This is a genomic window from Streptomyces sp. NPDC002853 (assembly GCF_053591915.1).
In genome coordinates, this window is record NZ_JBSFUS010000003.1 from 467778 (window position 1) to 487350 (window position 19573).

Consider the following 19573-nt stretch of genomic DNA (forward strand, 5'->3'; position numbering starts at 1 on the left):
CTCCGATGACCGAGCATCATCTCCCTTCCGAGCTCGAAGTCTCTCCCGAGGCTCCCGACCGCAACCTCGCCCTGGAGCTCGTCCGGGTCACCGAGGCCGCCGCCATGGCCGCGGGCCGCTGGGTCGGCCGCGGCGACAAGATCGGCGCCGACGGCGCCGCCGTCCGGGCCATGCGGACCCTCGTCTCCACCGTCTCGATGAACGGCATCGTCGTCATCGGTGAGGGCGAGAAGGACGAGGCCCCGATGCTCTTCAACGGGGAGCGCATCGGCGACTCCACCGGCGCCGAGGTCGACATCGCCGTCGACCCGATCGACGGCACGACCCTGTGCGCGAAGGGGATGCCGAACGCCATCGCCGTGCTCGCCGCCGCCGACCGCGGTGCCATGTTCGACCCGTCCGCGGTCTTCTACATGGACAAGCTGGTCACGGGCCCGGAGGCCGCCGACTACGTCGACATCAACGCCCCGGCGTCCGTCAACATCCGCCGCGTCGCCAAGGCCAAGGGCCGCTCGCCCGAGGACGTCACGGTGATGATCCTGGACCGCCCCCGCCACGAGGGCATCGTCAAGGAGATCCGCGAGACCGGCGCGCGCATCAAGTTCATCTCGGACGGCGACGTCGCCGGTTCGATCATGGCCGTGCGCGAGGGCACCGGCGTCGACATGCTCATGGGCATCGGCGGCACCCCCGAAGGCATCATCTCGGCCTGCGCGATCAAGTGCCTCGGCGGAACGATCCAGGGCAAGCTGTGGCCGAAGGACGACGCGGAGCGCCAGCGCGCGCTCGACGCGGGCCACGACCTGGACCGCACGCTTTCGACGACCGACCTGGTCCGCGGGGACAACGTCTTCTTCGTGGCGACCGGCATCACGGACGGCGAACTGCTCCAGGGCGTGCGCTACGCCGCGGAGACGGCCTCGACCTCGTCCCTGGTCATGCGCTCCAAGTCGGGCACGATCCGCAAGATCGATTCCGACCACCGGCTCGCGAAACTGCGCGCCTACAGCGCCATCGACTTCGACCGCGCCAAGTAGCCGGACACTACCGCGCCGAGTGACCAAGTAGGGTCTGCAGGGCGCGAGTTGCGCACACCGGAGGGGGCGCCCCGTGCGGGGGACGCCCCCTTCGGCGTACGAAGTCGCGAAAGCGCGGACGATGTGTCCGGCCGCAGCGATCGGTCTGTCCGCGCGCCCGCCTGCGATCGGCTATCCGGCCGCGGCGATCGGCCCGGCGGACGTGTGTGCGGCCTTCTTGAGCTCCACCTCGCGCCGGCGCCGCCGGGCGAGCACCACGCGGCGCTCCGCGGCCGTCAGGCCGCCCCAGACGCCGTACGGCTCGGGCTGGAGAAGGGCGTGCTCCCGGCATTCGACCATCACCGGACAGCGGGCACACACCCGCTTCGCGGCTTCTTCCCGGGACAGGCGTGAGGCGGTCGGCTCCTTTGACGGGGCGAAGAACAGCCCGGCCTCGTCTCGTCGGCACACCGCCTCGGTGTGCCATGGGGCGTCCGAATCATGATCGCGCACTGGCACCTGCTGGACCGGAACAGCGACCTGCAGGGACTGATGCGACGGCTGCGGCACGGGTCTACTCCTGACGACGGCTTCGCGAGCGAGAGACGATGCAGCAAGCTCTACCCGCTGTGCACACGCCTATGCACTGAGTTCCGATTAACGGAACTTCACGCCGTCAGTGGCCCTGATGCGCCCCTCAGTGGCCGAGATGCTTGCGCAGGTGCTTGTGCAGGTCCCGGACGACTTTGCCCCGCTTCGGCCGCGCCTCGATGTTGCCGAGGACCGTGAAACCGTCGACGAAGACGACCGGCGCGTCCCGCTCGGCCGAATCGAGGGTGTCCACCTCGAAGTTGCCGAGCACGCCGGTGCCGTTGCCCCGCAGCGAGATGTTCTCCGGGACGCGGATCTCGACGTTCCCGAAGACGGAGATCGCCTTGATCACGACCTGTCGCTGCTCGAAGATCGCCTCGCTGAGGTCGATCTCCACATTGCCGAAGATCGCGTACGCGTGCGTGCGGCGGCTCACGCGCCAGCGGCCCTTGCGGACGGAGCTGCTGAAGACCGCGACCAGGTTCTCGTCGGCGACCGGGGGCACCACGCCGTCCGAGGGCCGGGAGGGGACGGGCTCGGGCGTCACCGTCGGGTGCGCCGCGCCGCTCGCCGCGGGCAAGTCGCTGACCAGCGGCTCCAGTTCACCCATGGTCTTGGCGCGATAGACGCCGTCGATCCGCTCGCCGTGCTCCTCGGCGGTCAGCCTCCCCTCGGCGAGCGCCTCGCGCAGGATGTCCGCCGTGCGGTCCCGGTCGGCGTCCGACGCGCGCAGCCCTGCGGGCCGCGGTTCCGGGTGGGTCTGCTGAGGGCGCTTGTCTAGGTCCACACCACTCAGCGTACCCAAACGCGATAGATCGCGACTACCCCTGTGGACAACTCACGAGGGCTCCCGCGAGCGCTACTGAGCCTTACCTCACAAGCCCGGCCGCCCCATGGCGTTCTACGCTGGTTGGCGCGTCGCCAATGGAGGCCGCGCCGCTGTCTGCCGAGTGAGGAATGGCCGTAATGCCAGAGTTCGAGTACTCCGATCTGCTCCCCCTGGGAGAGGACACCACCCCGTACCGGCTGGTGACCTCCGAGGGCGTCTCCACATTCGAGGCCGACGGGCGGACGTTCCTCAAGGTCGACCCCGAGGCGCTGCGCACGCTCGCCGCCGAGGCGATCCACGACATCCAGCACTACCTGCGGCCCGCGCACCTGGCCCAGCTGCGGCGCATCGTCGACGACCCGGAGGCGTCGGGCAACGACAAGTTCGTGGCGCTCGACCTGCTGAAGAACGCGAACATCGCGGCCGCGGGCGTGCTCCCCATGTGCCAGGACACCGGCACGGCCATCGTCATGGGCAAGCGCGGCCAGAACGTCCTCACCGAAGGTGAGGACGAGAAGGCGCTCTCCAAGGGCATCTTCGACGCGTACACGAAGCTGAACCTGCGCTACTCGCAGATGGCCCCGCTGAACATGTGGGAGGAGAAGAACACCGGCTCCAACCTCCCGGCCCAGATCGAGCTGTACGCGACCGACGGCGGCGCCTACAAGTTCCTCTTCATGGCCAAGGGCGGCGGCTCGGCGAACAAGTCGTTCCTCTACCAGGAGACGAAGGCCGTCCTGAACGAGACCTCCATGATGAAGTTCCTGGAGGAGAAGATCCGCTCGCTCGGCACGGCCGCCTGCCCGCCGTACCACCTCGCGATCGTCGTCGGCGGCACCAGCGCCGAGTTCGCCCTGAAGACCGCGAAGTACGCCTCCGCGCACTACCTGGACGAGCTGCCCGCCGAGGGCTCCCCGACCGGCCATGGCTTCCGGGACAAGGAGCTCGAGGAGAAGGTCTTCGAGCTGACGCAGAAGATCGGCATCGGTGCGCAGTTCGGCGGCAAGTACTTCTGCCACGACGTACGCGTGGTGCGCCTGCCCCGGCACGGCGCCTCGCTCCCCGTGGCCATCGCCGTCTCCTGCTCGGCCGACCGCCAGGCGACCGCGAAGATCACCCCCGAGGGCGTCTTCCTGGAGCAGCTGGAGACGGACCCGGCGCGCTTCCTGCCCGACACGACCGACGAGCACCTCGACGAGGCCGCCGACGTCGTCAAGATCGACCTCAACCAGCCCATGGACGACATCCTCGCCGAGCTGACCAAGCACCCGGTGAAGACCCGCCTCTCGCTCACCGGCCCCCTCGTCGTGGCCCGCGACATCGCGCACGCCAAGATCAAGGAGCGGCTCGACGCGGGCGAGGAGATGCCGCAGTACCTGAAGGACCACCCGGTCTACTACGCGGGCCCCGCCAAGACCCCCGAGGGTTACGCCTCCGGCTCCTTCGGCCCGACGACGGCCGGCCGCATGGACTCCTACGTGGAGCAGTTCCAGGCGGCGGGCGGCTCCAAGGTCATGCTCGCCAAGGGCAACCGCTCGAAGCAGGTCACCGACGCCTGTGACGCGCACGGCGGCTTCTACCTGGGCTCGATCGGCGGCCCCGCCGCGCGTCTGGCCCAGGACTGCATCAAGAAGGTCGAGGTCGTCGAGTACGAGGAGCTCGGCATGGAGGCGGTGTGGAAGATCGAGGTGGAGGACTTCCCGGCCTTCATCGTGGTCGACGACAAGGGCAACGACTTCTTCCAGAACCCGGCCCCGGAGCCGACGTTCACGTCCATCCCGGTCCGCGGACCCGGCCTGGCGTAGTACTTCGAAACGAGAAGGCCCCCTCCACGCGCGCGTGGAGGGGGCCTTTCGCCTGTCCGGGCGGTCAGGCGAACCGCTGGTTCGCCGCCCCCGTGCACTTCTGCAGCCGTACCGGCTCCTTGGCCCCCGCGAGGGTCAGGCAGAGCCCGGTGTCGGCGGCGGGACGCACGGTGCCCGCGTCACGGACGAACTTCTGGTTGCCGCCGCCGTGGCAGTTCCACAGCGTGACGGCGGTGCCTTCCTTGTACGCGCTGTCGGGCACGTCCAGGCACCGGTCCTGGGTCAGGCCCGTGTGCAGCGACCGCTGCCCGCCGGCCCCGCCGTCGTACCACCACGTCTGGTTGCGGTTGCCGGTGCAGTCCCAGCCCTGGACCTTGGTGCCGTTACGGCTCTTCGACGCGTCGACGTCCACGCAGGTCCCCGTGCCCGCGTTCTTGAGCTGCTTGTACGCGTCGTCCCAGCCGCCCGGGTAGAGCTTCGGGCTGCCCGTGCTCGCCGGGTCCGCGCAACCGCCCTCGCTGAGGCCGGAGTCGTAGATCTGCGTCAGGCAGGAGGCGAAGGCGGCATGGCCGCGGGCGTTGGGGTGGAAGGACTGGCGGACCGAATTCGAGTCCGGCGGGAAGGGGTTGGAGAGGTCCACGTAGAGACCGCGCGCCCAGGTGTCCTCCATGCAGACCTCATGGCCGTGGAAGAGGCGGGAGTTGTCGAGGTAGGTCGCGCCCGCTGCCTTGACCGCCTTGCGCATGCCGGTCTCGAAGGTGGGGACGGCGTAGTTGCGGCCCCACTCGGTGTCGGAGTCGTAGCCGAGACCGCCGCACGCCAGCTTGCCGGGGAACTTGGGGTTGTCCCGGAAGTCGGGGCCGATCGGGCTCGGGTAGCCCATGACGACCAGCTTGTAGTCGTCGCCCGCGTATCCCGCGTCCCTCATGACGGTCTTCAGGTCGCGGACGGACTGCTCGACCTTGGGCACCAGCGCGTCGACCCGCGCCTGCCAGCCCGCCGTGTACTTGCCCGCACAGGCGCCCTGGCTGAGCAGGAAACGCGTCACGCAGTCGGTCATCACGGGCGCGAACTGGAGGTCGTCGTTGGCCCCGATGACGAGCAGCACCGCCTTGATCCTCGTGTTGCGCGCCTTGACGGCGAGATTGTCGCTCTGCACCAGCTCGTCGGGGTACTGCTGCTGACCGCCGATCTTGATGTTGACGGTCTGCGCTCCCGAGCAGGCGACGTTGTACGTCTCGTCCGCGGGGATGCCGGTGCGGTGGATCGCGGCGTCCGGGGAGCGGTGGCACCAGTTGTCGGGGCCGTCGGTGCCCGGTTCGTACGTGCCGACGCCCTCCCCCGAGATCTCGCTGTCGCCGAGGGAGATCAGCCCGGTCCTGCGGTCGGCGAGCGGGCGCTCCGCCGGGTCGCCGTAGAGCTCGGTGGCCTCGGCCGCCCGGATCTTCTCCAGGTCCGGCGGCAGGGGCGTGGCGGCGGGTGCGAGGCTCCCGCGGTCCTTGCCGTCCGCCGCCTGGGCGGGCGTGCCCGCCACGGTGCCGAGCACCGCCGCCATCGCCACGGCCGCCGCGAACATACATCGCGGCCTGCCCTGGCGGCCCTGTCTGGTGCGCTTCATTGCGCCTCCCCGGTTTGGTGTTACCCACGGTTTTTACTGGTGAGTAAGAGCCTTGGGAATACCTAGAACAAGACAAGTGCTCAACTTTTCAGCGAGGTTTGACGGAGAGGTAGGTTCGAGGCATGACCAGCGACGCCAGCGCAAGCGCAAGCGGTGAGTACCGGATCGAACACGACTCCATGGGCGAGGTGCGGGTCCCCGAACACGCCAAGTGGCGGGCGCAGACGCAGCGGGCGGTGGAGAACTTCCCCGTCTCCGGACAGCGCCTGGAGCGCGCGCACATCGCCGCTCTCGCCCGGGTCAAGGCGGCGGCCGCGAAGGTCAACGCGGACCTCGGGGTGCTCGACAAGGACGTCGCCGAGGCGATCGTGGCCGCCGCGGGCGAGGTCGTCGAGGGACGCTGGGACGAGCACTTCCCCGTGGACGTCTTCCAGACCGGCTCCGGCACGTCGTCCAACATGAACACGAACGAGGTCCTCGCCACGCTCGCCACCGAGCGCCTGGGCAAGGACGTCCACCCGAACGACCACGTGAACGCGTCCCAGTCGTCGAACGACGTCTTCCCCTCCTCGATCCACATCGCGGCCACCGGCGCCGTGACGCAGGACCTGATCCCCGCGCTCGAACATCTGGCGACCGCCCTGGAGCGGAAGTCGGCGGAGTTCGCCGACGTGGTGAAGTCCGGGCGCACGCACCTGATGGACGCCACCCCCGTGACCCTGGGCCAGGAGTTCGGCGGGTACGCGGCCCAGGTGCGCTACGGCGTGGAGCGGCTCAACGCCTCGCTGCCACGCCTCGCCGAACTGCCGCTCGGCGGCACGGCTGTGGGCACCGGGATCAACACCCCGCCCGGCTTCTCGGCGGCCGTGATCGACGAGGTGGCACGGGCCACGGGGCTTCCGCTGACCGAGGCCAGGGACCACTTCGAGGCCCAGGGCGCGCGCGACGGCATCGTCGAGACCAGCGGGCAGCTGCGGACGATCGGCGTCGGCCTCACGAAGATCGCCAACGACCTGCGCTGGATGGCCTCCGGCCCGCGGACCGGGCTCGCCGAGATCAACCTGCCCGATCTGCAGCCCGGTTCCTCGATCATGCCCGGAAAGGTGAATCCGGTCATCCCGGAGGCGGTGCTCATGGTCGCCGCGCAAGTCACCGGCAATGACGCGACGGTCGCCGCCGCGGGCGCCGCCGGCAACTTCGAGCTCAACGTCATGCTGCCGGTCATCGCCAAGAACGTCCTGGAGTCCGTGCGGCTCCTCGCCAACGTATCGCGGCTTCTCGCCGACAGGACGGTGGACGGGATCACCGCGAACACCGAACGGGCCAGGGAGTACGCCGAGTCCTCGCCCTCCGTGGTCACTCCGCTGAACAAGTACATCGGCTACGAGGAGGCGGCGAAGGTCGCCAAGAAGTCCCTCGCCGAGCGGAAGACCATCCGGGAGGTCGTCCTGGAGGGCGGGTACGTCGAGCGGGGCGAGCTCTCCCTGACGCAGTTGGACGAGGCACTGGACGTCCTGCGGATGACGCATCCATAGGCTGTTTTCCTTTACGCCCGGACAAGTTCTGAGAAGCTTGTCCGGGCGCCGACTAATATCTCTGCATGACAGACCTCACCACGCCGCCAACGACGAGCAGCGAGACAGCACGCTGGGCCCCCGGCTCCCACGTCCTGTGGCGGTACAAGGAGAACGCCGGGAACGGCATCCACATCTGCCGGCCCGTCACGGTCGTGCGGGACACGGAAGAGCTGCTCGCCGTCTGGCTGGCTCCCGGCACCGAATGCGTGAAACCCGTCATGGCCGACGGGACCTCCGTCCATCAGGAACCCCTCGCCACCCGCTACACGAAGCCTCGCGCCCTGCTCAGGGACCGCTGGTTCGGCACCGGCGTGCTGAAGCTGGCCCGCCCCGCCGAGCCGTGGTCGGTGTGGCTGTTCTGGGACCCGGGGTGGCAGTTCAGGAGCTGGTACGTGAACCTCGAGGAGCCACGCACCCGTTGGGCCGGAGGCATCGATTCCGAGGATCACTTTCTGGACATCTCCGTGCGGCCGGACCGGACGGTGCAGTGGCACGACGAGGACGAGTTCGCCCAGGCCCGGAGCGCCGGTCTGATGGGCGCCGAAAAGGCACGGGAAGTGCGGGCGGCCGGGCATGCCGCCATCGACGTGATCCGCTCGTGGGGGCAGCCCTTTTCGGACAACTGGCCGGACTGGCGCCCCGATCCGGACTGGGCGATTCCCCCCCTTCCGGATGACTGGGACCGCACGCCCGCGCATGTGACGTCATGAGACCCTTGATGCGCCCCCATGGTTCAAACGTAGGATCGTCCTCCGCAAGGGCGCACAGCAGCAACTCAGCAGCAACTCCCTGAGCTTGCGCGTTGCCTGACAGGATGTCATCGAAGGGCGGCAGAACGTGAGCGAGGCGAGCGAGTTCGACGGGTACGGCGGGCCATCCGGCGCGCTGCCCGACCGGACGGGCCAGGCCGAGGCCTTCGACGCCATCGGCAGGCAGTACGACGATGCCTTCCCCCACAAGGACGGGCAGGTGGCCGCGGGCCGCAGGCTCGCCGAGGCGCTGCCGCCCGGGTCCAGGGTGCTCGACGTGGGGTGCGGCACCGGCGTCCCGACCTCCCGTCAACTCGCCGACGCCGGGCACCTCGTCCTCGGCATCGACCTGTCCGCGGGCATGCTCGACCTCGCCAGGAAGAACGTGCCCGCGCACAACGCCGAGTTCCGGCAGCTCGACGTGGCGGCGCTGCGTGCCGAAGGCCCGGACGGCGTCGGGAAGTTCGACGGGATCGCGGCATTCTTCGCGCTCCTGATGCTGCCGCGCGCCGAAATCCCGTACGCTCTGCGGCTGCTGCACGGACTGCTGCGCCCCGGCGGCCTGCTCGCGCTTTCCATGGTCGAGGCCGACCTGGACGACGCGGGAATCCCGTTCCTGGGGCACACAATCCGGGTATCCGGTTACCTGCGGGAGGAACTGCGGCAGGTCGTGCGTGACGCGGGCTTCGACATCGTCGACGAGGACACGTACTCCTACGCCCCGGCGAGCACCGACGTACCACCCGAGCACCAGCTCTTTATGCACTGCCGACGCGGCTGACCAACGTAGCCACCGGACACCAAGGCGCAGCCCCGGACGGACGGATTCGAAACGCGTGACGGAGCACTCCATCCCCGACGAGGGCCGACAGCCCCGAGCTGCCCGGCCCGCCGCCCCCGCGGGACCCCGCGGGGCGCAGGCGCGTGCCCGGAAGGCGCGGGACACCCCGGGCGCGGCCGCTCTCCCCGCACAGGCCCAGGCCCGTACGGGCGACTGCACCGCGAGCCCGAGCGACGAGCACTCCCAGCCGTCCGGGCTCCCCGGACAGCAGCCCGACCCGCACCGGCCCCGCCCGGACCAGGGGACCGGGCAGGGCGGCGGACACGACGGCGGACACGACAAGCCCGACGGCGTCCCCCCGGGCGCCCCCGGCGGTGAGGAGCGGCGTACGGGACAGCCACGGCCTGCGGGCTCCGGCCCCGCGGCGATGCGGCGCGACGGCGACCGGCTGCGCTTCGTGGGCGCCGCGACCCGGCGCATCGCCCGCGGCATCGACCTGGACGAGATCGTCATGGGCCTGTGCCGGGCCACGGTGCCGACGTTCTCCGACGCGATACTGGTCTATCTGCGCGACCCCCTGCCGGTCGGCGAGGAGCGGCCGAGCGGTGCGCTCATCCTGCGGCTGCGCCGCACCGACCGGCTGCGCTCGATCGAGGAAGGGGCCGAGGAGCCCGACACCGAGGGCGGCACCCTGCCCGCCCTCCAGGTGCAGAGCGACCTCGTGGCGACCAACGAACTGTGCGAGGTGCGCCCCGGCGGCGCCCTCGCCGAGGTCCTGCGCGGCGTGCGCCCGGTCTTCGCCGACGCCCCCGCGGCCCGCGCCGCCCTGCCCGAACTGCTCGGCGAGGGGCGGACGGTGCCCTCGGGGCAGCGGACGATCCTCGCGCCGCTGCGGGGCAGGCGCCGGGTGATCGGCGCCGCGGTGTTCCTGCGCCGCCCCGACCGGCCCGCGTTCGAGAACGACGACCTGCTCGTCGCGGCGCAGCTGGCCACGCACAGCGCGCTCGGCATCGACAAGGCCGTGCTCTACGGCCGCGAGGCGTACATCGCCGACGAGCTGCAGCGCACGATGCTGCCCGAGACCCTGCCGCGTCCGACCGGCGTGCGCCTGGCGTCCCGCTACCTCCCGGCCGCCGAGACGGCCCGGGTCGGCGGCGACTGGTACGACGCGATTCCGCTGCCCGGCAGCCGGGTCGCGCTCGTCGTCGGCGACGTCATGGGGCACTCCATGACGTCGGCGGCGATCATGGGCCAGCTGCGGACGACCGCGCAGACCCTGGCCGGGCTCGACCTGCCGCCCCAGGAGGTCCTGCACCATCTGGACGAGCAGGCCCAGCGGCTCGGCTCGGACCGCATGGCGACCTGCCTCTACGCGGTCTACGACCCGGTCGCGCACCGCATCACCATCGCCAACGCCGGTCATCCGCCGCCCGTCCTGCTGCACCTGGGCGGCCGCGCGGAGGTCCTGCGGGTCCCGCCGGGCGCCCCCATCGGCGTGGGCGGCGTCGACTTCGAGGCCGTGGAGCTCGACGCGCCCGCGGGCGCCACGCTGCTGCTCTACACGGACGGCCTCGTCGAGTCCCGCCTGCGTGACGTGTGGACGGGCATAGAGCAGCTGCGCGAACGGCTCGCCGCCACCGCCCAGTTGACGGGCCATGACCACCCGCCGCCCCTGGAGGCCCTCTGCGACGACGTGCTCGACATGCTCGGCCCCGGCGACCGGGACGACGACATCGCGCTGCTCGCCGCCCGCTTCGACGGCATCGCGCCGAGCGACGTCGCGTACTGGTTCCTGGAGCCGGAGGACGCCACGCCCGCCCGTGCCAGGCGCCTGGCCCGCAGCGCCCTGGAGCGCTGGGGCCTGGAGGAGCTGACGGATTCCCTGGAGCTCCTGGTCAGCGAGGTCGTGACGAACGCCGTGCGGTACGCGTCGCGACCCGTGACCCTGCGCCTGTTGCGTACGGACGTGCTGCGCTGCGAGGTCGGCGACGACGTGCCGCAGCTGCCGCGCCTTCGTCAGGCGCGGGCCACGGACGAGGGCGGCCGCGGGCTCTACCTGGTCAACAAGCTGGCCCGGCGCTGGGGCGCGACGCGCCTGAGCACCGGAAAGGTGGTCTGGTTCGAGCTGAACCACAGCTGAGCGCGGAGCAGTTCACGGCGAAGGCCCCGGAAGCGTCCGCTTCCGGGGCCTTCGCCGTGCCAGGTGTCCCTCAGTCCCTGCCGGGCCGCCCGTTCGGGTTCTCCGGGATCTCGATGGAGTCCGTCGGGTCCGGCTCCTCCGGGTCGCCCGTCGGCTCCTCGGTGGTCGGCTCCTCCGTCGGCTCCTCGGTGGTCGGCTCCTCCGTCGGCTTCTCCGTCGTCGGGTCGTCCGTCGGCGGCTTCGTCGTCGGGTCCTCGGTCTCCGAGGGCTCCTCCGTCGGCTCCTTCGGGGCCTGCGTCGTCGGCTCCGGCGGCGGCGCGACGGCCGCGCCCATGGAGGTGTCCAGGTGGAACTCGCTGGGCGAGCCCATCGCGTCGAAGGTGTACGCCGCCCAGATCTGTGCCGGGAAGCTGCCGCCGTCGACACGCGGCAGACCGCCGGCGCCCTTCATGGAGACCTGCTTGCTCTGCTCGGCGGTGCCCGCGGCGCCCTCGCCGAACAGTCCGACGGAGGTGACCAGCTTCGGCGTGTAACCGACGAACCAGGCCGACTTGTTGTCGTCGGACGTACCGGTCTTGCCCGCCACGTCCTGCACCGGACTGCGCACCGCGCGGCCCGTTCCGTCGTCGACCACGCCGGTGAGGACCGAGGTGAGCGAGTCGGCGGTGCCGCGCTTGACGACCTGCTCGCCGATCGCGTCCGGCAGCTCGATCGAACGGTCCTTGTGCTCGACGGACGCCACGAGCTGGGGGGTGACCTTCTTGCCGTGGTTGTCGAGCGTGGCGTAGACGCCCGCCATCTCCAGCGGGCTCGCGCCCATGGTGCCCAGGGTCTGCGCGGGTACGGCGGGCAGGTCCTCGACGTCCATGCCCAGCTTGCCCGCGGTCTCCAGGACCTCGTCCATGCCGACGTCCACGCCCATCTGCGCGAAGACGGAGTTGATGGACTTGTTCATCGCCTTCTGGACGGTGACCGGGCCGTAGCTCTTGTCGTCCTCGTTCGGCGGCGCGAAGGCGACGTCGCTGCCCTTGACCGGGCGCTCGCTGGTGCCGTCGTAGACCGTGCTCGCCGTGATCGGCTGGCCGGACTGCGTCTTGGCGCCGTTCTCCAGGGCCGCGGCCAGGATCAGCGGCTTGAAGGTGGAGGCGGGCTGGTAGTCACGCCGGGTGGCGTTGCTGATCTGGTGCTTGACGAAGTCCTCGCCGCCGTACATGGCCACGACCTTGCCGGTCTTGGGGTCGACGGACGCGGCGCCCGCCTGCACCCGGGCGTCGGCCTTGCGCTTGTCGGGGTCGAGCTGGTCGTTCAGCTTCTTGTCGACGGCCTTCTCGAGAAGCTTCTGCTTCTTCTTGTCGATGTTGAGCGTGATCGTGTAGCCGCCCGCGTCGAACTGCTCCTCGCTGAGGTGACCGGCCTTCATGACCTCGGCCTTGGCCTCCCTGACGAGATAGCCGGCCTGCCCCTCCAGGCCGGGCGCCGCCTTGGGCTCCTGCGGCTTCTTGAACTTCAGGCCCTCGCGCTCGCTCGCCGACAGCCAGTTCTCCTCGACCATGTTGTCGAGCACGTAGTTCCAGCGCGCCTCGACCAGCTTCCGGCTGGCGGGCGTGGCGGACGTCCAGTCGTACTGGCTCGGGGCCTGGAGGAGCGCGGCGAGGTAGGCGCCCTGCGAGACGTCCAGCTTCTCGGCGTCGATGCCGTAGTACGCCTGGGCGGCGGCCTGGATGCCGTAGGCGCCGCGGCCGTAGTAGCTGGTGTTGATGTACCCGGCGAGGATCTTGTCCTTGCTGCTGTTCTGGTCCACCTTCAGCGAGATGACCAGTTCCCTGAACTTCCGGGTCACCGTCTGGTCCTGCGTCAAGTAGTAGTTCTTGACGTACTGCTGGGTGATCGTCGAGCCGCCCTGCTTGCCCTTGCCGGTGACGGTGTTGATCAGGCCGCGGGCCGTGCCCTTGAAGTCGACGCCCCTGTCCTTGTAGAAGGACTTGTTCTCGGCGGCCACGAAGGTGCGCTGGACCTTCTTGGGCACCTTGGCCAGGTCGACGACCTCGCGGTTCAGCTCGCCGGTCCTGGCGATGACATCGCCGTTCTTGTACTTGTAGACGTTGCTCTGGAGCTTGGCCGCGGCGTTGCCCTCGGGCACGTCGACCATCATGTAGAGGACGACGAAGCCGAGCATGCCGAGCAGGCACAGCCCGAAGAACGTCCCGAGTATCTTCTTCAGCGTGAAGAAGCGGCGTATGCCCGTGCGCTTGGGCTTGCCGCCGCCGGCTGGGCGTACGCGCGCTGCCCGGCGCGCGCCGCGCTGCCGCGCCTGTCGCTCTTCCGCTCGGCCCATGGCTCTGAGTGCTCCGCTTCCGTCTAGTCCTCATGCGTACGTCGAGTCAGCTCATGAAGCTAACACCGCACCCTGGGACAAACTCCTGCCGATCCGGTCTTTTCCGGACGTGACAATGAGCACCTGCCCTTGAGTACCGACGAACACAGGCCTCAGAAGGTTGCCCGTCTTTCGAACCTGTGAGCTGCCCGTGACAGGTATACACACCACGTATACACACGGTGTAGAGTGCTCCGCATGTCCATCGGTCACACCCTCCTCGGCCTTCTTGAGTCGGGCCCGCGCCACGGCTACGACCTCAAGCGCACCTTCGACGAGAAGTTCGGGCACGACAAGCCCCTGCACTACGGGCAGGTCTACTCGACCATGTCCCGCCTCCTGAAGAACGGCCTCGTCGAGGTCGACGGCATAGAGGCGGGCGGTGGCCCCGAGCGCAAGCGGTACGCGATCACCGAAGCCGGCATCACCGACGTCGAGCGCTGGCTCGCCACCCCCGAGAAACCCGAGCCCTACCTCCAGTCGACCCTCTACACGAAGGTCGTCCTCGCCCTCCTCACCGAGCGCGACGCCTCGGAGATGCTCGACGCCCAGCGCGCCGAACACCTGCGCCTGATGCGCATACTCACCGACCGCAAGCGCAAGGGCGACCTCGCCGACCAGCTGATCTGCGACCACGCCCTCTTCCACCTCGAAGCCGATCTGCGCTGGCTGGAACTCGCCGCCGCACGCCTCGGCAAGCTCGCCCAGGAGGTCCGCTCCGCATGACCCCCGCCGGTTCCCTTCTCACCGCCTCCGGACTCCGCAAGGCGTACGGTCCGACGACCGCTCTCGACGACGCCGAGTTCTCCATCCACCCCGGCGAGGTCGTCGCCGTGATGGGCCCCTCCGGCTCCGGCAAGTCCACCCTCCTGCACTGCCTCGCGGGGATCGTCAGGCCCGACTCGGGCTCCATCACCTACAACGGCCGTGAGCTCACCGGCCTGCCGGACGCCACGCTGAGCGCCCTGCGCCGCAGCGAGTTCGGCTTCGTCTTCCAGTTCGGGCAGCTCGTCCCCGAGCTGACGTGCGTGGAGAACGTCGCGCTTCCGCTGCGGCTCAACGGCGCACGGCGCAAGGACGCCGAGGCGACCGCCCGTACCTGGCTGGAGCGCCTGGAGGTCGAGGACGTCGCCGCCAAGCGGCCCGGCGAGGTCTCCGGCGGGCAGGGCCAGCGCGTCGCCGTGGCCCGCGCGCTCGCCACGAGCCCGCGCGTGCTCTTCGCCGACGAACCGACCGGCGCCCTGGACTCCCTCAACGGCGAGCGCGTCATGGAGCTGCTCACCGACGCCGCGCGCTCGACGAACGCCGCCGTCGTCCTGGTCACGCACGAGACGCGGGTCGCCGCCTACTCCGACCGCGAGATCGTCGTACGCGACGGCAGGTCACGCGACATGGAGCGGGCGATATGAGCCTCGACACCCGCGCGAAAGCCGATACGGCTGCCCGGCCGCCGCTCGCCGACGGCACCGCGACCGTGTCCATGGGGGGACCCCGCGCCTTCGTCCGCGACCTCGCCATGGGCATCCGCTTCGCCGTCGGCGGCGGCCGTGAGGGCTGGACCCGCACCCTTCTGACGGCGGTCGGCGTCGGCCTCGGCGTGGCCCTGCTGCTCGGCGCTGCGTCCGTGCCCAATCTGCTCCAGCACCGCGAGGACCGCTCGGTGGCCCGCTCTGCCGAGGGGCAGTTCTCCGGCAAGAAGGTCGAGCGGTCGGACTCCACGGTCCTCCAGCGCGACCTCCCCACCGACTTCCGCGACGCGACGGTGAGCGGCCGCGTGCTGCGTGCCGAGGGCGCGCACCCGACCCTGCCGCCCGGCCTGGGAAAGATCCCGGCGGACGGCGAGATGGTCGTCTCGCCCGCCCTGCGCGAGCTCTTGGACAGCTCCGACGGCGCCCTCTTGAAGGAGCGGTTCGGCGAGTACCGCGTCACGGGCACCATCGGCGACGCGGGGCTGACCAACCCCAGGGAGCTCTACTACTACGCCGGCTCCGACGCCCTCACCCCGGCCAAGGGCGGCCATCGGGTGGCGGACTTCGGCTACCAGGAGCCCGCGGAGCCCCTGGACCCGATGCTGATCGTCCTGGTGGTCCTGATCTGCGTGGTCCTGCTGACCCCGGTGATCATCTTCATCGGCACGGCGGTCCGCTTCGGCGGCGACCGGCGCGACCGGCGGCTGGCCGCGCTGCGCCTGGTCGGCGCCGACGCCCGCAGCGTCCGGCGGATCGCGGCGGGCGAAGCCCTGTGCGGCGCGCTGCTCGGACTGGCGCTCGGCGGCCTGTTCTTCCTGGGGGTGCGCGAGCTGATCGGCACCCTCGAAGGGTGGAAGATCAGCGCCTTCCCGTCCGACGTGGTGCCGCTGCCCGGCCTCGCCGTACTCGTCCTGCTCACCGTGCCGGTCACCTCCGTCCTGGTGACGCTGATCTCGCTGCGGGCGGTCTCCATCGAGCCCCTGGGCGTCGTGCGCAGCACCAAGCCGCGCAAGCGCCGCGTGTGGTGGCGCGTCGTGATGCCGCTCCTCGGCCTCGGCATCCTGCTGGCCGCCGGCCAGGTCGGCGGCGACATGGCCCCGCCGGTCTTCGCCATCGGCGCCGGCGCGACGCTCACCCTGGTGGGCCTCGCGGTGCTGCTGCCCTGGCTCGTCGAGACCAGCGTGACGCGGCTGCGCGGCGGCGGGCCCGTGCCCTGGCAACTCGCCACCCGAAGGCTCCAGTTGAGCAGCGGGACGGCGGCTCGGGCGGTCAGCGGCATCACGGTCGCGGTGGCGGGTGCCATCGCCCTGCAGATGCTGTTCGTCGCGATGCACGACGACTTCAACCAGACGACGGACAACGACCCCGCCCGCGCCAAGCTGGTCGTCAAGGCCGACTTCGGCGACGGTGAGCTCGCCGAGCGGATGATCGAGAAGTTCCGCACCACCAAGGGCGTCAAGAACGTCATCGCCACGACCGCCTCGTACGTCGTGCGTCCGGGCAAGCTGGAGAGCGGCGAGGACTTCCGGCCCCTGACCGAGCTGACGGTCGGCACCTGCGCGAACCTGCGCGAGCTGGCCCGGATCGGTTCGTGCCGGGACGGCGACACCTACGTCGTGCACACCGGCAACAAGAGGATGAACGCGTGGGTCGACCAGTCGGCCCGCCCCGGCAAGCCGGTCGACCTGAGCGTCGACAGCTGGGACGACCCCGGCAAGCGGCACGTCCCCTGGACGCTGCCCGCGGACTCCCGCACGGTCAAGGCCCGCCCCGACCCGGGCGGCGAACTGCACGACGGCATCTACGCGACGCCCGGCGCGATCGACATGTCCAAGATGGCCGACGCGTCGACGACCGCGATGATCCAGGTGGACCCGGGCACCCGGGACGCCGAGGAGTACATCCGCAACACCGCGGCCCACGTGGACCCGTTCCTCGACGTGATGACGCTGCGGGCGGTCGAGCGCGACAAGCAGTACGCCACCATCCAGACCGGTCTGCAGATCGGCGCGATGGCGACGATGGCGCTGATCGCGGCGTCCATGCTGGTCTCGATGATCGAGCAACTGCGGGAGCGCAAGCGCCTGCTTGCCGCCCTCACCGCGTTCGGCACCCGCCGCGCGTCGATGGCGTGGTCGATCCTGTGGCAGACCGCGATCCCGGTCGCGATCGGTCTCGCGCTCGCCGTGGCGGGCGGTCTCGGCCTCGGCTGGGTCATGGTCCGCATGATCCAGAAGTCGGTCACCGACTGGTGGCTCTTCGCCCCCCTGACGGTCGCGGGAGCCGCCCTCGTCGCGGTCGTGACGGTGCTCAGCCTGCCGCCGCTGTGGCGCATGATGCGCCCGGACGGCCTGCGCACGGAGTAACTCCCCTGTCAGGGGCGGCAGATACGGCGGAACGTTGCCGGTGCGGGGTCACAGCACCCGCACCGGCAACGGCTTCACGGCCCCCCTCATCGCGGCGGCCAGCGCCTCGTACTCCGCCGCGCGCGCGGCGCCCGTACGCATCGCAAGGGCGATCCGCCGGGTCGGTGCCGGGTTCGCGAAGTACCCGGTGAGCAGCTGGTTGCTGCGGCTGGTCTCGACGCGGACCGCGGTGCGCGGGAGCAGCGTCACACCGAGCCCGCCGGCCACCAGCTGTACGAGGGTGGAGAGCCCGGCGGCCGTCGTGGTCACCGGGGCGTCCGCGCGCCCGGCCTCCCGGCAGATGTCCAGGGCCTGGTCGCGCAGGCAGTGCCCCTCGTCGAGCAGCAGCAGCTTCAGCTCGCGCAGGGCTTCGCGCGGGATTCCCTCGCGGCCGCCGAGCCAGTGGTCGAGCGGCGTGACGAGCACGAAGTCCTCGTCGAACAGCGGGAGTTCGGCGGCACCGGGCACGCCGAGCGGCACGGCGAGAAGGAGCAGGTCGAGCCGCCCGGCACCGAGCCCCTCGATCAGCGAGGACGTCTGCTCCTCGTGCACCTGGAGATCGAGGTCCGGGTACTTCTCGTGGACGAGCCCGATGAGCGTGGGCAGCAGGTAAGGCGCCACGGTCGGGATCACGCCGAGCCGCAGCGCCCCGGTGAACGGCGCGCGCACCGCGTCGGCCTCCTCCATCAGCGCCCCGACCTCTTCGAGCACGGCCCTGGCCCGCACCGCGAGGCGCTCGCCTGCCGAGGAGAGCAGCACCTTGCGGGTCGTACGCTCGAGCAGGGTGACACCGAGTGTCTCCTCCAGGGCGGACACGGCACCGGAGAGCGCGGGCTGACTCATCCCTATTGCTACCGCTGCGTCCCTGAAGTGCAGGTGCTCGGCCACGGCCGCGAAGGCGCGCAGCTGCGCCAGGCTGGGCTGCTTGCCCCTATTTATTACTGGCACTGATAGCCACCTCCGATCAACAGGACAGAGTGTAGCTATTTCCATAATCAATGCACCCTGTGCCACGATCGACAGCAGTCCAACCCTGCGGAGCCCCTTACCGGGGTTCCTATGCTGCAAGGAGAGTCCGTGCTCACTGTCGGTGACAAGTTCCCCCAGTTCGATCTGACCGCCTGCGTCTCGCTGGAGAAGGGCGCTGAGTTCAAGCAGATCGACCACAAGACCTACGAGGGCAAGTGGAAGATCGTCTTCGCGTGGCCCAAGGACTTCACCTTCGTGTGCCCGACCGAGATCGCCGCCTTCGGCAAGCTGAACGACGAGTTCGCTGACCGCGACGCCCAGATCCTCGGCTTCTCCGGTGACTCCGAGTTCGTGCACCACGCCTGGCGCAAGGACCACCCGGACCTGACGGACCTGCCCTTCCCGATGCTGGCCGACTCGAAGCACGAGCTCATGCGTGACCTCGGCATCGAGGGCGAGGACGGCTTCGCGCAGCGCGCCGTCTTCATCGTCGACCAGAACAACGAGATCCAGTTCACGATGGTGACCGCCGGTTCCGTGGGCCGTAACCCCAAGGAGGTCCTCCGGGTCCTCGACGCCCTGCAGACCGACGAGCTCTGCCCCTGCAACTGGACCCAGGGCGACGAGACCCTCGACCCGGTCGCGCTGCTCTCGGGCGAGTGAACGGAGCTATCTGACATGGCACTCGACGAACTGAAGTCCGCCGTACCGGACTACGCCAAGGACCTGAAGCTGAACCTCGGCTCGGTCATCGGCAACTCGGACCTGCCGCAGCAGCAGCTGTGGGGCACGGTGTTCGCCTGCGCGATCGCATCCCGCTCCCCCAAGGTGCTGCGCGAGCTGGAGCCCGAGGCGAAGGCGAACCTCTCCCCCGAGGCGTACACCGCCGCCAAGTCGGCCGCGGCCGTCATGGCGATGAACAACGTCTTCTACCGCACGCGCCACCTGCTTTCGGACCCGGAGTACGGGACGATGCGGGCCGGCCTGCGGATGAACGTCATCGGTAACCCGGGCGTGGAGAAGGTCGACTTCGAGCTGTGGTCGCTCGCGGTCTCCGCGATCAACGGCTGTGGCCAGTGCCTCGACTCGCACGAGCAGGTGCTGCGGAAGGCCGGCGTGGATCGCGAGACGATCCAGGAAGCCTTCAAGATCGCCGCCGTGATCCAGGCGGTCGGCGTCACGCTGGACTCCGAGGAGTCCCTGGCGTAACGCCTCCCGGCACGACGAAAAGGCCCCGCTCAGCAGCTGCT

General features: G+C 70.1%; 16 protein-coding genes. 11 read left to right on the forward strand and 5 right to left on the reverse strand.

Features of this window, described 5'->3' with window-relative positions:
* Nucleotides 1-5: 5 nt before the first annotated feature.
* On the forward strand, nt 6-1037 hold the full coding sequence (gene glpX, locus ACWD02_RS10030) for a class II fructose-bisphosphatase (protein ID WP_451206901.1): 1032 nt from the start codon (nt 6-8) through the stop codon (nt 1035-1037).
* Between the two features lie 171 nt (nt 1038-1208).
* Here the strand turns inward: glpX and ACWD02_RS10035 are convergent, their stop codons facing one another.
* Both ACWD02_RS10035 and ACWD02_RS10040 read right to left on the reverse strand, forming a co-directional pair.
* Entirely contained in the window at nt 1209-1586 is a 378-nt protein-coding gene (locus ACWD02_RS10035; protein WP_451206903.1) for a WhiB family transcriptional regulator, read from the reverse strand.
* A 127-nt stretch (nt 1587-1713) separates the two neighbouring features.
* A complete protein-coding gene (locus ACWD02_RS10040; RefSeq protein WP_451206906.1) occupies nt 1714-2394 on the reverse strand; it encodes a DUF1707 SHOCT-like domain-containing protein in 681 nt (226 codons plus the stop codon).
* A gap of 179 nt (nt 2395-2573) precedes the next feature.
* On the opposite strand from ACWD02_RS10040, the gene ACWD02_RS10045 reads away from it, so the two are divergent.
* Nucleotides 2574-4241, forward strand: coding sequence for a fumarate hydratase (locus ACWD02_RS10045; RefSeq protein WP_451206909.1), 1668 nt, complete (start codon nt 2574-2576; stop codon nt 4239-4241).
* A gap of 64 nt (nt 4242-4305) precedes the next feature.
* On the opposite strand, the gene ACWD02_RS10050 is transcribed toward ACWD02_RS10045, so the two are convergent.
* A complete protein-coding gene (locus ACWD02_RS10050; RefSeq protein WP_451206912.1) occupies nt 4306-5859 on the reverse strand; it encodes a ricin-type beta-trefoil lectin domain protein in 1554 nt (517 codons plus the stop codon).
* A 122-nt stretch (nt 5860-5981) separates the two neighbouring features.
* Between ACWD02_RS10050 and ACWD02_RS10055 the strand changes: the two genes are divergently transcribed.
* The 4 genes from ACWD02_RS10055 to ACWD02_RS10070 all read left to right on the forward strand — a co-directional run bounded on the left by ACWD02_RS10055 (nt 5982) and on the right by ACWD02_RS10070 (nt 11106).
* Entirely contained in the window at nt 5982-7394 is a 1413-nt protein-coding gene (locus ACWD02_RS10055; RefSeq protein WP_451206914.1) for a class II fumarate hydratase, read from the forward strand.
* A 65-nt stretch (nt 7395-7459) separates the two neighbouring features.
* Entirely contained in the window at nt 7460-8146 is a 687-nt protein-coding gene (fomD, locus tag ACWD02_RS10060) for a cytidylyl-2-hydroxypropylphosphonate hydrolase (RefSeq protein ID WP_451206917.1), read from the forward strand.
* A 127-nt stretch (nt 8147-8273) separates the two neighbouring features.
* A complete protein-coding gene (locus tag ACWD02_RS10065; protein ID WP_451206920.1) occupies nt 8274-8966 on the forward strand; it encodes a class I SAM-dependent methyltransferase in 693 nt (230 codons plus the stop codon).
* Between the two features lie 55 nt (nt 8967-9021).
* Entirely contained in the window at nt 9022-11106 is a 2085-nt protein-coding gene (locus ACWD02_RS10070) for a SpoIIE family protein phosphatase (RefSeq protein WP_451206922.1), read from the forward strand.
* Between the two features lie 70 nt (nt 11107-11176).
* Here the strand turns inward: ACWD02_RS10070 and ACWD02_RS10075 are convergent, their stop codons facing one another.
* Nucleotides 11177-13441: a transglycosylase domain-containing protein gene (locus ACWD02_RS10075; protein ID WP_451206925.1), complete on the reverse strand. Its 2265-nt coding sequence runs from the start codon at nt 13439-13441 to the stop codon at nt 11177-11179.
* Nucleotides 13442-13678: 237 nt separating this feature from the next.
* Here ACWD02_RS10075 and ACWD02_RS10080 point away from each other — a divergent pair, with 237 nt between their 5' ends.
* The 3 genes from ACWD02_RS10080 to ACWD02_RS10090 are packed head-to-tail and all read left to right on the forward strand — an operon-like array spanning nt 13679 to nt 17315.
* Entirely contained in the window at nt 13679-14206 is a 528-nt protein-coding gene (locus ACWD02_RS10080; RefSeq protein ID WP_160506940.1) for a PadR family transcriptional regulator, read from the forward strand.
* The gene (locus ACWD02_RS10085) at nt 14203-14889 is read left to right on the forward strand and encodes an ABC transporter ATP-binding protein (protein WP_451206928.1); all 687 of its coding nucleotides are present in this window, start codon (nt 14203-14205) and stop codon (nt 14887-14889) included. The genes ACWD02_RS10080 and ACWD02_RS10085 overlap by 4 nt, the downstream gene beginning before the upstream one ends.
* On the forward strand, nt 14886-17315 hold the full coding sequence (locus ACWD02_RS10090; RefSeq protein ID WP_451206931.1) for an FtsX-like permease family protein: 2430 nt from the start codon (nt 14886-14888) through the stop codon (nt 17313-17315). The genes ACWD02_RS10085 and ACWD02_RS10090 overlap by 4 nt, the downstream gene beginning before the upstream one ends.
* 48 nt (nt 17316-17363) lie before the next feature.
* On the opposite strand, the gene ACWD02_RS10095 is transcribed toward ACWD02_RS10090, so the two are convergent.
* Complete coding sequence (locus ACWD02_RS10095; RefSeq protein WP_451206933.1) at nt 17364-18302, reverse strand: LysR substrate-binding domain-containing protein; 939 nt, start codon at nt 18300-18302, stop codon at nt 17364-17366.
* A 129-nt stretch (nt 18303-18431) separates the two neighbouring features.
* Here ACWD02_RS10095 and ACWD02_RS10100 point away from each other — a divergent pair, with 129 nt between their 5' ends.
* The gene (locus ACWD02_RS10100) at nt 18432-18986 is read left to right on the forward strand and encodes a peroxiredoxin (RefSeq protein ID WP_361832984.1); all 555 of its coding nucleotides are present in this window, start codon (nt 18432-18434) and stop codon (nt 18984-18986) included.
* Between the two features lie 15 nt (nt 18987-19001).
* Nucleotides 19002-19532 carry an alkyl hydroperoxide reductase gene (locus ACWD02_RS10105; protein ID WP_451206936.1) on the forward strand — a complete coding sequence of 177 codons (531 nt, stop codon included), beginning with the start codon at nt 19002-19004 and terminating at the stop codon, nt 19530-19532.
* The last annotated feature ends 41 nt before the right edge of the window (nt 19533-19573 follow it).